Genomic DNA, 12,296 nt, shown 5'->3' on the forward strand with positions numbered 1-12,296 from the left:
GAAAGCGGATTATAACGTCTTGTAAGACCGCACAAGACATAACATTGGACCAACGACGCCGCCCAGGCGGGTCGCGACTTCTTAACTTGGGGCCCTCACCGATGCTATCCGACAAACTTGGATTCGGCGCCACATGGTTGAGCCAAATTGGATTGGGGAAATCCGGCAATGTTCCGCTGCTGGGTCTCGACATCAGCAGCAGCGCCATCAAGCTGGTCGCTCTCTCCCGCTCCGGCAACAGCCTGCAGATCGACCGTTACGCCATCGAGCCGCTGCCCAAGGAAGCGATCACCGAGGGAAACATCAACAATATCGAAGGCGTGGCCGAGGCGATCCGCCGCGCCTGGCAGCGCCTGGGCAGTCCGAGCCGCAACGTCGCCGTCGCCATTCCCACCACCATGGCGATCTACAAGAAAATCCTGGTGCCGGCCAGCCAGGCGGGCGATCTTGAAGAACTGGCCGAAACCGAGGCCAACCAGATCATTCCCTTCCCGCTGGAAGAGGTCAACCTCGATTACCAGATCCTCGGGCCCTCGCCCGCCAGCGTCGACGACCTGGAAGTCCTGCTGTGCGCCGCCCGCAAGGAAAAGGTCGAGGAACGGGTGGCGGCGGCGGAAATGGCCGGGCTCAAGGTCAAGATCGTCGACGTCGAGTCCTTCGCCATGCTGACGGCCTTCGAACAGATCCAGCAGCACCTGCCGGAACAAGGCCACAACCAGACCTTCGCCCTGTTCGATATCGGCAGCAGCAAGCTGCACTGCAGCGTACTGCGCAACGGCCAGCAGATCTACTTCCGCGAACAGGCCTTCGGCGGTCAGCAGTTGACCCGCGACATCCAGCGCCGCTACGGCATCTCCTTCGACGAGGCCGAAGCCGGCAAACGCGCCATGACGCTGCCGGACGGCTACGAGTCGGAACTGCTGCACCCCTTCGTCGACGCGCTGGCGCAGGAAATCCAGCGCGCCCTGCAATTCTTCTACACCACGGTCAGCGTCTCGCAGTACCTACGGGTCGACTACATCCTGCTGGCCGGCGGCTGCAGCATGCTGACCGGGCTGGACGACACCGTGGCCGCACGCACCCAGATCAGCACCATGATCGCCAACCCCTTCACCACCATGGTGCAGTCCTCCTCGATCCGTCTGAAGGAACTGCTGCTCGACGCGCCTTCGCTGCTGGTCGCCTGCGGCTTGGCCCTGAGGAGGTTCGACTGATGATACGCATCAACCTGCTCCCGCACCGCGAACAGAGCAAGGAAGCTCACCGCCACCGCTTCCAGATCCTGCTGGTCGGCGCCATCGTCACCGCCGGGCTCATCGTCGCCTCGAGCTACCTGGTGCTGGACAGCCGCATCGGCCATCAGCAGCATCGCAATCAGTACCTGCAGGACGCGATCGCCAAATTGGACGGCCAGATCAAGAAGATCGAGGGGCTCAAGAAAGAGCGCGACGACCTGCTGGCCCGCAAACAGCTGGTCGAACAATTGCAGCAAGGCCGCAACGAGGCCACCCACATCTTCGACCAGCTGGTACGACAGACCCCGGACGGCGTCTACTTGCGCGACTTCAAGCAGAACGGCCGCAGCTTCGATGTGGCCGGTTACGCCTTGTCCGGCGCACGCGTATCCAACTACATGCGCACCCTGGCGCAATCCACCACGTTCAACGCCCCCGCCCTGGTCGAGGTCAAGGCCGCCATCGTCAACAACCAGCGCGTCAGCGAGTTTACCCTGCGGCTGGGCATGAAGGGGCCGGAGCAAGCCGCCCCCGCCACGGACAAAAATGGAGCCCGGCCATGACGCTCGACGAATTGCGCAACCTCGACCCAAAAGACATGCCGAACTGGCCGCTGCCGGCCCAGGCCGGCGCCCTGGTGTTCCTGATCGGCCTGATCGTCTTCCTCGGCTATTACCTGGTGCTGGGCGACCAGCTCGACGAACTCGACAGCGCCCAGCGCCAGGAAGAGCAGCTCAAGCAGACCTATCTCGACAAAAAGCGCCAGGCCATCAACCTCGAGGCACTGGAGCAGCAACTGGCCGAGATCCAGCGCTCGTTCGGCGCCCTGCTCAAGCAGTTGCCCAGCAAATCCGAAATGGAATCGCTGCTGACCGAGATCAACCAGGCCGGCATCGGCCGCGGCCTGCAGTTCGAACTGTTCCGCCCCGGTGGTGAAATCAAGTCGGCGGAAATGGCCGAACTGCCCATCAGCATCCGCCTCAGCGGCAACTACAAGGAACTGGCCTCCTTCGTCAGCGACGTCGGCCAGCTCTCCCGGATCGTCACACTGGGCGACATCAAGCTCTCGCCGCTGGACGCCCGGGCCAACCCGACGGCCAGCCCACGCCTGAGCATGGAAGCCACGGCCAAGACCTACCGCTCGCTGGAGCCCGAAGAGCGCATCGCCGCCATCAACCAGAAAGAGGCCAAGAAATGAGCAAATCCGGCTTCTTGGGCCTGCTGCTGCTCCTGACCGGCTGCGGCAGCGGCGCCACCGATGACCTGGACCGCTGGATGAACGAAGCGGGCAAGGGCCTGGCCGGCCAGATCGACCCCATCCCCATGGCCCAGCCGTACCAGCCCTTCGTGTACCAGGCCTTCGATCTGCGCGACCCGTTCGACCCGCAAAAGCTGTTGACCGCCAAACGGCAGAACAGCGCCAACGCCCCGGATTTCGACCGCCCGCGCGAGACGCTGGAAAACTACGATCTGGACAAGCTGAAGATGGTCGGCATCCTCAAACGCGGCGGCGTGACCTACGGACTGATCCGTTCCCCGGAGGGCAGCATCTACCGGGTGCAGCCCGGTAACTTCATGGGTCCCAATTTCGGGCTGATCAAACGCATCACCGAAACCGAAATCGAGTTGGCCGAAACGGTGGAAGACCTGAACGGCGAATGGGTACAGCGCACGACGACCATGTACCTCGTAGAACAAGGGCAGAAATAATGAACAAGCACGCCATCAAACTGCTATCCGGCATCGGGCTGGCGCTCTCTTTCACGCTGGTCCATGCCGGCGTGGCCATTACGGGGATCAACGTCAGCAAGACCGACGGGGACGAACAGATTCTTCAGCTGACATTCGATGGCCCGGTACCCAAGCCCAACAGTTTCGCCATCTCCAACCCGCCCAGAATCGCGCTGGACTTTGCCGACACCGACGTGAAGCTCTCCAGCACCTTCACCGAACTGGGCAACCCCTTGGTACGCTCCGCCGTCGCCGTCTCCAGCAATGGCCGCTCCCGCGTCGTGCTGAACCTGAGTAAGAACGCCTCCTATTCCACCCGCGTCAGCAACAATACCCTGCTGATCAGCCTGAACAGCAACCTGCAGGCCGAGCAACGGGCCGCCGCCCCGCTCGACACCACGCCCGCCAGCCCCTCCACGATGGCCGTCGCCACCTCCCGCATCCCCCTTGCACTGGATTTCCGGCGCGGCAGCAGCGGGTCGGGCCGGGTCGAAATCAACCTGCCGTCCAACGATGTCCCGGTGGACATCAAACGGCAGGGCAAGAATATCGTGGTGGACATCCTGGGCAGCAATCTGCCGCCTGGGCAGGACCGCAAACTCGACGTCACCGACTTCGGCACGCCGGTTGGCAAGATCGACGCCATGAACCAGGGCAAGAACAGTCGCATCGTGATCCAGCCGCAAGGCGACTGGGATTACTCGTCGTACCAGACCGACCGCAAGCTGGTGGTCGAGGTCAAGAAGCTGAGCGCGGATCAAAAAGCCCAAAACGAACTGGAAAAACCGGTTTACAAGGGTGACAAGCTGTCGCTCAATTTCCAGGACATCGAAATCCGCACCGTGCTGCAGGTCATCGCCGAATTCACCGGCCTCAACATCGTCACCAGCGACTCGGTCAGCGGCAAGATCACGCTGCGCCTGAAAGACGTGCCGTGGGATCAGGCGCTCGACCTGATCCTCGACAGCAAGGGGCTGGACAAACGCCGCACCGGCAACATCATCCGCATCGCTCCGCGCGAAGAACTGATGGCGCGGGACAAACAGGCTTTCGAGGCCAAGAACCAGCTGACGACGCTGGAGCCGCTGCGCTCGGAAACCTTCGTGCTGCGCTACCGCAGCGCCGAGGACTTCAAGAAAATCCTGGAAGAAGACAGCAAGGGGGGCACTGGCAGCGGCCGGCGCAATACCCTGCTCTCGGAGCGCGGCAGCGCCCTGATCGACCCGAAAACCAACACCCTGATCATCAACGATACCTCGACGGTGATCGACAAGATTCGCGATCTGATCGAGAAGACCGACACGGCGGTCAAGCAGGTGCTGATCGAGGCGCGCATCGTCGAGGCCAGCGACAACTTCAGCCGGGAGTTGGGCGTCAAGCTGTCGTATGACCGGGTCGGCCGCCTCAGCCTGGGCGGTTCGCTCTCCAATGTCATCGACAATGCTGGCAGGGCTGCTGGTAAACCTTATGTGGTGCAGCCAGGGGTCAATGTCCCCATAACCGGCACGCCGGCGGGCACCATCGGGGCACTCTACCGGGCGGGGGCCAGCAACCTCATCGGCCTGGAACTGCAAGCCTTGCAGACCGAGAGCAAGGGCAAGATCATCGCCAGCCCGCGCGTGCTGACGTCAGACCGCTCCGAGGCCACCATCGAGCAGGGCCAGGAAATTCCCTACCAGGAAGCGTCTTCCAGCGGCGCCACCTCGACCTCGTTCAAGAAGGCCGTGTTGAGCCTGAAGGTGAAACCCCAGATCACCCCGGACAACACTATCCTGATGGACATCCAGATCAACAAGGACAGCGCCGACTTCGCCAACCTGTCGGGCGGCGTGCCTTCGCTCAAGACCAAGAAGGTCAATACCCAGGTGTTGGTCGAGAACGGCGGCACGGTGGTGATCGGCGGCATCTATACCCAGGACCAAAGCGACGGCGTCACCAAGGTGCCGCTGCTGGGTGACATCCCGCTGTTGGGAGCCCTGTTCCGCAGCCGGTCCAAGCAGGACGACCGCACCGAACTGCTGGTCTTCCTCACCCCCCGCGTCGTGGACAATCTGAACCCCGGCGGTCAATAAACCGGCGCAGACAGACCCCGCGCGGTTCCGCTACAATGCCTGCCATGGATACACTGGCAGGCAATTTTTTTCTTGTCGGGCTGATGGGAGCCGGCAAGACGACGGTAGGCAGGGCGCTGGCGCGCAAGACCGGCAAGACCTTTTACGACTCCGATCACGAAATCGAGACCAAGACGGGGGTCAAGGTCGCCACCATCTTCGAGATCGAAGGCGAGCAGCGCTTTCGCGACCGGGAAAGTTGCGCCATTGCCGAACTGGTACGGCGCGACAACATCATCCTGGCCACCGGCGGCGGCGCCATCCTGCGCCCGGAAAACCGCCAGTTGCTGAAGAAGCATGGCGTGGTGATTTACCTGCGCGCCAATATCGACGATCTGCTGGCCCGCACCCAGCACGACCGCAACCGTCCCCTGCTGCAGACCGCCGACCCCCGGGCCAAGCTGGAAAGCCTGCTCAAGGAACGCGATCCGCTCTACACCGAGGTGGCCGACCTGATCGTCGACACCACCCAGCAAAACGTCAATCTGCTGGTGAACCAGCTCGAAGCGCAACTGCTCGAGCGCCAGCGCCGCCAAGACTCCAGACCATGATCACCCTAGACCTGACGCTGCCCGACGCCCACTACCCCATTCACATCGGCCGCCACCTGCTGGCCCAGGTCGATCTGCTCAAGCCCCATCTGCCCATTCCCAGCGTGGCGATCGTCACCAACACCACCATCGCTCCGCTCTACCTCGAGCTGCTGGAACAGGCCCTGCGCAGCGCCGGTGTCGCCTGCCGCAGCATCGTCCTGCCCGACGGGGAATCCTACAAGACCTGGGACACGCTCAACCTGATCTTCGACGCCCTGCTGGCCGGCAATTGCGAGCGCAAGACCACCCTGATCGCCCTGGGAGGCGGGGTGATCGGCGACATGACCGGCTTTGCCGCCGCCTGCTACCAGCGCGGAGCGCCCTTCATCCAGATTCCGACCACCCTGCTCGCCCAAGTCGACTCGTCGGTCGGCGGCAAGACGGCGATCAACCACCCGCTCGGCAAGAACATGATCGGGGCCTTCTACCAGCCGCGCGCCGTCATCGCCGACATGGCGCTGCTGGATACGCTGCCGGATCGCGAGTTGTCCGCCGGCCTGGCCGAAGTCATCAAGTATGGCCTGCTCGGCGATGCCGCGTTCCTGGGCTGGCTGGAGAGCCACATCGAGCAGTTGCGCGCCCGCGACCCCGATTCGCTGCAGTACGCCGTGAAGCGTTGCTGCGAAATGAAGGCGGACATCGTCGGGCAGGACGAAAAGGAAAGCGGCGTCCGCGCCCTCCTGAACCTGGGTCACACCTTCGGCCATGCCATCGAGGCGGGCCTCGGCTATGGCGAATGGCTGCATGGCGAGGCCGTAGCCGCCGGCATGGTGCTGGCCGCCGCTACCTCGCACGAACTGGGATGGCTGAGCGAGGCCGACGTGGAACGCGTCGTCCGGCTCATCGAGCGCGCCGGCCTGCCGGTCAAGGCCCCGAACCTTGGGCCGGCCGAATGGCTGAGGCACATGGGGCACGACAAGAAAGTCGAACAGGGCAAGCTGCGCTTCGTGCTGCTGAAGCAACTGGGCCAAGCGGTCATCAGCAGCGATGTCGGCCCCGAGATCCTGCAACGGGTGCTGACCGGGGGGCACATTACCGCTTAACCGGCGCGCGGCAGGGCACTACGAATTTCTACGGATTGATCGGCCCCTCGACTTCACTTGATAATCCTCCGACACCTTTCAAAGAGTACAAGGGGAAAAACAATGGACGTTCTGGGAGGATTGACCGCAAGCTTGGCCATCATGGTGGTTTTTTCCCTGCTGCGAAGGGCATGGAAGGCCGCCACCTACAAGCCGCCGAAAGCGCGGGGGATCGATCCGGTAGCCGAAGCCGAGGTGTTCCTGGCCTACGGCAAGACCGGCGAGGCGGTCAGGGTGCTCAAGGATGTGCTGGACGAGGAGCCGGACAATATGGCGGCCAAGGTCGCCCTGTTGCGGGCCTATTCCACCAACCGCAACGCCAAGGCCTATTCCCTTCTCGCGCGCGACGTGCATGCCCGCCTGCATGGCCAGCCGGTCTGGAAAACCATTCAGCAGAATGGGCGCGACCTGGACCCGGCCAATCCCTTGTTCAATGCCTGAAACCCGCCGGGCTGCACTCTGAACCAATGACAAAAGCCTGTCGCATCCGACAGGCTTTTGTCGTTTTGGGCGACAACAAGGACCCTGGGGGCCCCGCCTTCATTACAGCCGCCAGTAACGCGCCCCGGCCTCCACCAGCGCGGCCTTGTCGAGCTTCCCCTTCACGTCGATGATGACCGGCACGCCGCGGCACTGGCGCAGCCAGTCGGCGGTCGACAGCGCAGCAAACTCGTGGTGGGCCACGGCAACGATCACCGCATCCGCCGGGGCCAGCTGCGCCATCGGCACCAGGTCGACGCCGTACTCATGGCGCGCCTCGGCGGCGTCCGCCTGGGGATCCGCCACCTGCACCTGGATGCCGAACTCGCGCAGCTCAGTCACCACGTCGATCACGCGCGAGTTGCGCAGATCCGGGCAGTTTTCCTTGAAGGTCAGGCCCAGCACCGTGACGGTACTGCCGAGGATGTTGATGCCGGCGTGGATCATCTCCTTGATGGCACGCTGGGCGATGAAGGTCCCCATGCCGTTGTTGATGCGGCGTCCGGCGTGGATCACCTGCGGGATGTAACCCAGTTGCTCGGCCTTGTAGGTCAGATAGTACGGGTCGACTCCGATGCAGTGCCCCCCCACCAGCCCCGGACGGAACGGCAGGAAGTTCCACTTGGTGCCGGCGGCTTCCAGCACGTCCAGCGTGTCGATGCCCATCTTCTCGAACAGTACCGCCAGTTCGTTCATCAAGGCGATGTTGAGGTCACGCTGGGTGTTCTCGATCACCTTGGCGGCCTCGGCCACCTTGATGGTCGGCGCCTTGTGCACGCCGGCCGTCACCACCGAGGCGTACACGTCCGCCACGATCTCGAGCGTCGCCGCATCCTGGCCGGAGACGACCTTCTTGATCTTGGTGAAGGTGTGTTCCTTGTCGCCCGGATTGATCCGCTCCGGACTGTAGCCGACGGTGAAATCCACCCCGCACTTGAGGCCGGACACCCGCTCCAGGATCGGCACGCAGACTTCTTCGGTGACACCCGGGTAGACGGTGGACTCGTAGACCACGATGGCCCCCGGCCGCAACGCCCTGGCAACGCTTTCCGAGGCTTTTTCGACCGGCGTCAGGTCCGGCTGGTGCGCATCGTCCACCGGCGTCGGTACCGCGACGATGTGGAAATCGGCCTCGGCCAGCACCGCCACATCGTCGGTGTAGACGATATCGGCCGCCGCCAGTTCGGCGTCTTCCACTTCCAGCGTACGGTCATGGCCATCCCGGAGTTCCGCCAAGCGTTGCTGGTTGATGTCGAAGCCGATCACCCGGCTTTTCTGGCCGAAAGCAACGGCGACAGGAAGGCCCACATAGCCCAGGCCAACGACAGAGACTTTGCGATCCGGCACGATTCTGTTCTCTCAATACGAAAAATTGCTCAATTATACACTTCACCTCGCTCTCCCCTTTGGATTGCAAGATGGGCTGAAACACCATATGCGCTGCGGTGGCGCCACGCGCGCTCCATTACCCGGCCCACTACGCGATATGGACTGGGAACCCTCGTCGGTTAAGAAGGTAACGGCAACGCCCCGGCCATGACGCCCAAGCCTGCCCGGACATAAGTAGCCCCTCCCCCCGGCGACCTTCAGGGAGCCGACAAGGGTGAGGGAGAGAGTTCCAAGCAGGCCTGAATCACCTGCTCCGGGGAAATGTGCCGGACTTCCCAGTCCGTATCGCTTCCCGAAGTCAGGACACGCGAAGGCACGCCCCAGGGGTACCAGCGTTCATACTTCTTGGCCAGATGTTCAAACAAGCCGACCACCGGAATCTGTACTCCAGCCGCCACATGCAGTCCACCGCCATCGGCACATATCGCCATGGACGACAGGGAAAATGCCGCCATGAGCTGCTCCAGGCGTGTCGTCCGGAACGGGATGACCGGCAGTCCGGCGGTTGCCGCCATGATGGATTCGGCTTTGGCATCGTCCCCCGGATGGCGGGGGTCATTCGTCGCCCCCGGAGCCCATAGCAGCAGCACCCGCCACCCCTGCGCGCACATGCGTCGGATCACCTGTACATAATGTACCGAAGGCCACTCGCGAGAAGCCTCGCGCGCACTGATATGGACCGCCAGCACCGGTTGCCCTGCTGTGCCCAGCAACCGAGCTACCGGCTGTACCTCACGGGGAGAGACGTAGAGCGAGAGTGGTCCCGGAGCCTCATCCACACCCAGCGGGGTCAGTAAGCGGTTTACGTCTTCGACTTCGTGCCAACGCCGCGCGGTCGGACGGGTGACCGGCGTGTCGACCGCCCGGTCATAATCCTGCCCCTCGTTGACATAGCTGATGATGTGCTTAGGCTTGGCCGCCTTGGCCAGCCTGACGGCATTGGCGGAGTAACCCGACCCGGCACAGATGGCATAGTCGAACCGTTCCCGGCGCAGCATCCAATACAGTTTCAGCTTGGAGAACAGTACCTCCAGGACCGACTGCCCCGCCGTTTGATGCTTGAGCTTCGTATAAGCGTAAACGCCGTCTATCGAAAGGTGGCCATCCAACACACCCTGGTTGTAGCTGTTGACCAGGGCACAGATTCGCGCGTCCGGAAAATGCTTTCGCAACGCATCGAATAATGGCGTCGTGCAGACCAGGTCGCCGATATTGTCACGACGGATGATGAGAATCTTCATTCAGCACCATCTACATCGCGTCTACGGCATTGGTTGGCCGTTACGGCTGCCATCAATAATAGTACTGCAGAACCCGCCCATAACCCGTTGGCAAAACCTGTGATCAGATAGCACACCAGCAAAGCGATCATCGCCAGCGACAGGGAAACATTGTCCTCCCCCTGCGTACGCCAAAGACGAATAGCACACCATAACGTACCAGCCAGGAAACCCAGATATACCAAAAGTCCGAGCAGCCCTGTTTCAAATGCCACCTGCAAATAGAGGTTGTGCGGATTAGCCCTGCCATACCCCTTATCTCGGAAATAAGCACGGCCCAGTACCAGACGAGAATCGGTGGAAGCCGCCAGTTTCTCTACATAGCCTTCGCTACGAGCCAGCGGTGCCAACTTCCTCCAACCGGGACCGAAACCCAACAGCGGATGCTCACGAATAAGAGAAGCAGTCACGAACCAGATACCTTGGCGCTCCAATACCGAGCCATCCTGCTGGTAAGTATTACCCTGAAAGGGGCTAGCATAGCGGGCAAGCAGGTCCGGGCGTGCCTGAGTCATGCCGACCAAGCCAATCACCACGGCCAATAGCCCGGCAAGCAGCAAGCGCCAATAACGGCCAAGTACGGCAGCCAAAGCCAAGCCGGCAGCGATCGCCAGCAAGGGTGTGCGACTGCCGTGCAGCATCAGCGGTATCGCTTGCACCAATAGAGCTCCCCCCAATGCCCAGCGGATGCGAGGAGACAATCCTCTGTCGAACAGGAACAGAGATGCCGTGATCGTGAAGAGGAAGGTCGCATCCAGCGCAAACCCCTTGCGGTAGGGCAGCAGAGCCTGGAAGTCTCCCCAGTACAAGCCCAGCAGCAGCAAGGCCCGCACGGTGAATCCCGCGACAGCCGCCAGCAATAGTGGCCGCAACGCTTGCATGTTGCGGATCGAACTCAAGGCCACCAGGAACACCAGCAGATTCCGGGCATGGTCTTTCCAGAATTCATGGAGGTTATTCGACAGCCATGCCGGATTGGCGGCCAAGCTCAACAAGAAAACCGCAAGCAGAGCCAGCATGGCATACGGCACCGGCCCTGGGCTGATGGCCCACGACTCGCGCTTGCTCAGACGCAGCCAGAAAAACGTCAGCACCGCCAACCAGAACGCGATATTCATGACCGCAGTCAGGGCCGTGGTCGCTGCGGCAAAAAAATAGAGGCTGAGCCAAACCGTCAAAAGATTCATGAAATAATTCAGTATGCCGTTATAAACAGCCCATCATATCGATGGGACCAAGAGCTTGGGAAGGCGCCGAGGCGTCAAATATCTCGAGTCTCACGGGGCAGGAATACGCCAAGGTCCATGATCTGCTCGACGATATCCTCTACACGAACGGACAGAACGCACTCCCGTGTTCCGGTGTGGCAGGCATAGGGCGCCTTGAATACGAAGGCACAGGGATAGCAAGCGGGCCGCTGGATGACGAAGCGGACGTTCTTCCCCAGCGGGCGTTGCTCGCGCGGATCGGTCGGCCCGACGATGGAAACAATCGGAATATCGAACGTATCGGCAAGATAGGTCAGGCCGGAATCCACCCCGACAAACACCCTCAGACGCTGCATCAGGGCCGGCAGTTCGTCCAGCCGGAACCGGCCGGTGGCATCGATCAGACGAGGATTCCCATTCAGAGAGGCACACAGCCTGGCGGCCTGAGCCCCATCCTCGCCCCCCCCGATCAAGACGACGGGAACCTCGAAACGGACCAGCAGTTCCCCGAGCAAGTCGCGTAATTTTTCTTCGCCCAGTTCCTTGAGCTTATTGGCACTGGAGACGGCGATGCCGATAGCTTGGCCCTCCCGATCGAGCCCCAGTCCCCGGCACACCTTCTCCCCGCTATCGGCCACACTCATGGTCTTACTGAAGCCGAGGTCGATGCCTTGTCGGTTCAGCAGCCGGCGCACCGTATCCAGGACCAGTTCACCACCCCCATGCGTCTCATGATCGCTCAGCAAGGGGGCGGCCCAGCGGTAGGAGCGCCCTGGCCGGGTAGGCAACAACGACAGGCGCCGTGGGATGCCTGCCCAGCACAGCGCCAACAGCAGCGGTAAGTTGGGCGACAAGACGATCGCCATGTCATGCTTGCCCGCAGCCAACAGCCGGGCGAGCCTGAACTTGCCGCTCAGCCCTTTCCAGTCGCGGGACTGCACTGGCAGGCACTGATCCACTTCGGGCAGGCCCGCAATCAGGGTGTGAGTGACGGGCGCATGCAGTACGGTCAGATGCGCCTCCGGATAGCGAGCCTTCAGCGCCAGGATTATCGGTGTGGCGCATAGCATGTCGCCGATCTTGGCGGTCTGGATCAGCAGGATCCGCTCCGGCTCGCGCTTCCGGGCCAGCAGCAAACGGATAGCCAGCAAGGGCGAGACGAGCCAGGTCAATAACAGGAAGAACAC

12 protein-coding genes are annotated in these 12,296 nt (G+C 62.1%); 8 read left to right on the forward strand and 4 right to left on the reverse strand.

The features are described from left to right. The first annotated feature begins 137 nt into the window (after positions 1 to 137). The 8 genes from PSEMAI1_RS0118100 (at position 138) to PSEMAI1_RS0118135 (ending at position 7,193) form a co-directional block, all read left to right on the forward strand. Positions 138 to 1,214 (forward strand): pilus assembly protein PilM, encoded by a 1,077-nt coding sequence (locus PSEMAI1_RS0118100; RefSeq protein ID WP_232219947.1) that lies wholly within the window; start codon positions 138 to 140, stop codon positions 1,212 to 1,214. Continuing rightward, positions 1,214 to 1,798, forward strand: a complete 585-nt coding sequence (locus PSEMAI1_RS0118105; protein WP_024304226.1) for a PilN domain-containing protein — start codon at positions 1,214 to 1,216, stop codon at positions 1,796 to 1,798. Before PSEMAI1_RS0118100 ends, PSEMAI1_RS0118105 begins: the two co-directional genes overlap by 1 nt. Then, positions 1,795 to 2,433, forward strand: a complete 639-nt coding sequence (locus PSEMAI1_RS0118110; RefSeq protein WP_024304227.1) for a type 4a pilus biogenesis protein PilO — start codon at positions 1,795 to 1,797, stop codon at positions 2,431 to 2,433. The genes PSEMAI1_RS0118105 and PSEMAI1_RS0118110 overlap by 4 nt, the downstream gene beginning before the upstream one ends. Then, positions 2,430 to 2,945, forward strand: coding sequence for a pilus assembly protein PilP (locus PSEMAI1_RS0118115; RefSeq protein ID WP_024304228.1), 516 nt, complete (start codon positions 2,430 to 2,432; stop codon positions 2,943 to 2,945). The genes PSEMAI1_RS0118110 and PSEMAI1_RS0118115 overlap by 4 nt, the downstream gene beginning before the upstream one ends. Beyond that, the gene (gene pilQ / locus PSEMAI1_RS0118120; RefSeq protein WP_024304229.1) at positions 2,945 to 5,038 is read left to right on the forward strand and encodes a type IV pilus secretin PilQ; all 2,094 of its coding nucleotides are present in this window, start codon (positions 2,945 to 2,947) and stop codon (positions 5,036 to 5,038) included. Before PSEMAI1_RS0118115 ends, pilQ begins: the two co-directional genes overlap by 1 nt. A gap of 35 nt (positions 5,039 to 5,073) precedes the next feature. Further along, on the forward strand, positions 5,074 to 5,628 hold the full coding sequence (gene aroK / locus PSEMAI1_RS0118125) for a shikimate kinase AroK (protein WP_198019641.1): 555 nt from the start codon (positions 5,074 to 5,076) through the stop codon (positions 5,626 to 5,628). Continuing rightward, entirely contained in the window at positions 5,625 to 6,713 is a 1,089-nt protein-coding gene (gene aroB, locus PSEMAI1_RS0118130) for a 3-dehydroquinate synthase (protein ID WP_024304231.1), read from the forward strand. Before aroK ends, aroB begins: the two co-directional genes overlap by 4 nt. A 141-nt stretch (positions 6,714 to 6,854) precedes the next feature. Continuing rightward, positions 6,855 to 7,193, forward strand: a complete 339-nt coding sequence (locus tag PSEMAI1_RS0118135) for a FimV family protein (protein ID WP_024304232.1) — start codon at positions 6,855 to 6,857, stop codon at positions 7,191 to 7,193. Positions 7,194 to 7,295: 102 nt separating this feature from the next. Here PSEMAI1_RS0118135 and PSEMAI1_RS0118140 read toward each other — a convergent pair whose 3' ends face one another. The 4 genes from PSEMAI1_RS0118140 to PSEMAI1_RS0118155 all read right to left on the reverse strand — a co-directional run bounded on the left by PSEMAI1_RS0118140 (position 7,296) and on the right by PSEMAI1_RS0118155 (position 12,296). After that, the gene (locus PSEMAI1_RS0118140) at positions 7,296 to 8,579 is read right to left on the reverse strand and encodes a nucleotide sugar dehydrogenase (protein WP_024304233.1); all 1,284 of its coding nucleotides are present in this window, start codon (positions 8,577 to 8,579) and stop codon (positions 7,296 to 7,298) included. 239 nt (positions 8,580 to 8,818) lie between these two features. Beyond that, the gene (locus PSEMAI1_RS0118145) at positions 8,819 to 9,862 is read right to left on the reverse strand and encodes a glycosyltransferase family 9 protein (RefSeq protein ID WP_024304234.1); all 1,044 of its coding nucleotides are present in this window, start codon (positions 9,860 to 9,862) and stop codon (positions 8,819 to 8,821) included. Then, complete coding sequence (locus tag PSEMAI1_RS0118150; RefSeq protein ID WP_024304235.1) at positions 9,859 to 11,088, reverse strand: O-antigen ligase; 1,230 nt, start codon at positions 11,086 to 11,088, stop codon at positions 9,859 to 9,861. Before PSEMAI1_RS0118150 ends, PSEMAI1_RS0118145 begins: the two co-directional genes overlap by 4 nt. 74 nt (positions 11,089 to 11,162) lie before the next feature. Next, positions 11,163 to 12,296, reverse strand: a complete 1,134-nt coding sequence (locus PSEMAI1_RS0118155; RefSeq protein WP_024304236.1) for a glycosyltransferase family 9 protein — start codon at positions 12,294 to 12,296, stop codon at positions 11,163 to 11,165.

Origin of the sequence: Pseudogulbenkiania sp. MAI-1 (assembly GCF_000527175.1) — a bacterium.
In the GTDB taxonomy this organism is placed as follows: Bacteria; Pseudomonadota; Gammaproteobacteria; order Burkholderiales; family Chromobacteriaceae; genus Pseudogulbenkiania.

Bases quoted from the DNA above. Each gene is read 5' to 3' on its own strand.
- PSEMAI1_RS0118105 (WP_024304226.1), top strand. From the start codon at position 1,214: ATGATACGCATCAACCTGCTCCCGCACCGCGAACAGAGCAAGGAAGCT.
- PSEMAI1_RS0118110 (WP_024304227.1), top strand. From the start codon at position 1,795: ATGACGCTCGACGAATTGCGCAACCTCGACCCAAAAGACATGCCGAAC.
- PSEMAI1_RS0118115 (WP_024304228.1), top strand. From the start codon at position 2,430: ATGAGCAAATCCGGCTTCTTGGGCCTGCTGCTGCTCCTGACCGGCTGC.
- pilQ (WP_024304229.1), top strand. From the start codon at position 2,945: ATGAACAAGCACGCCATCAAACTGCTATCCGGCATCGGGCTGGCGCTC.
- aroK (WP_198019641.1), top strand. From the start codon at position 5,074: ATGCCTGCCATGGATACACTGGCAGGCAATTTTTTTCTTGTCGGGCTG.
- aroB (WP_024304231.1), top strand. From the start codon at position 5,625: ATGATCACCCTAGACCTGACGCTGCCCGACGCCCACTACCCCATTCAC.
- PSEMAI1_RS0118135 (WP_024304232.1), top strand. From the start codon at position 6,855: ATGGTGGTTTTTTCCCTGCTGCGAAGGGCATGGAAGGCCGCCACCTAC.
- PSEMAI1_RS0118145 (WP_024304234.1), bottom strand. From the start codon at position 9,862: ATGAAGATTCTCATCATCCGTCGTGACAATATCGGCGACCTGGTCTGC.
- PSEMAI1_RS0118150 (WP_024304235.1), bottom strand. From the start codon at position 11,088: ATGAATCTTTTGACGGTTTGGCTCAGCCTCTATTTTTTTGCCGCAGCG.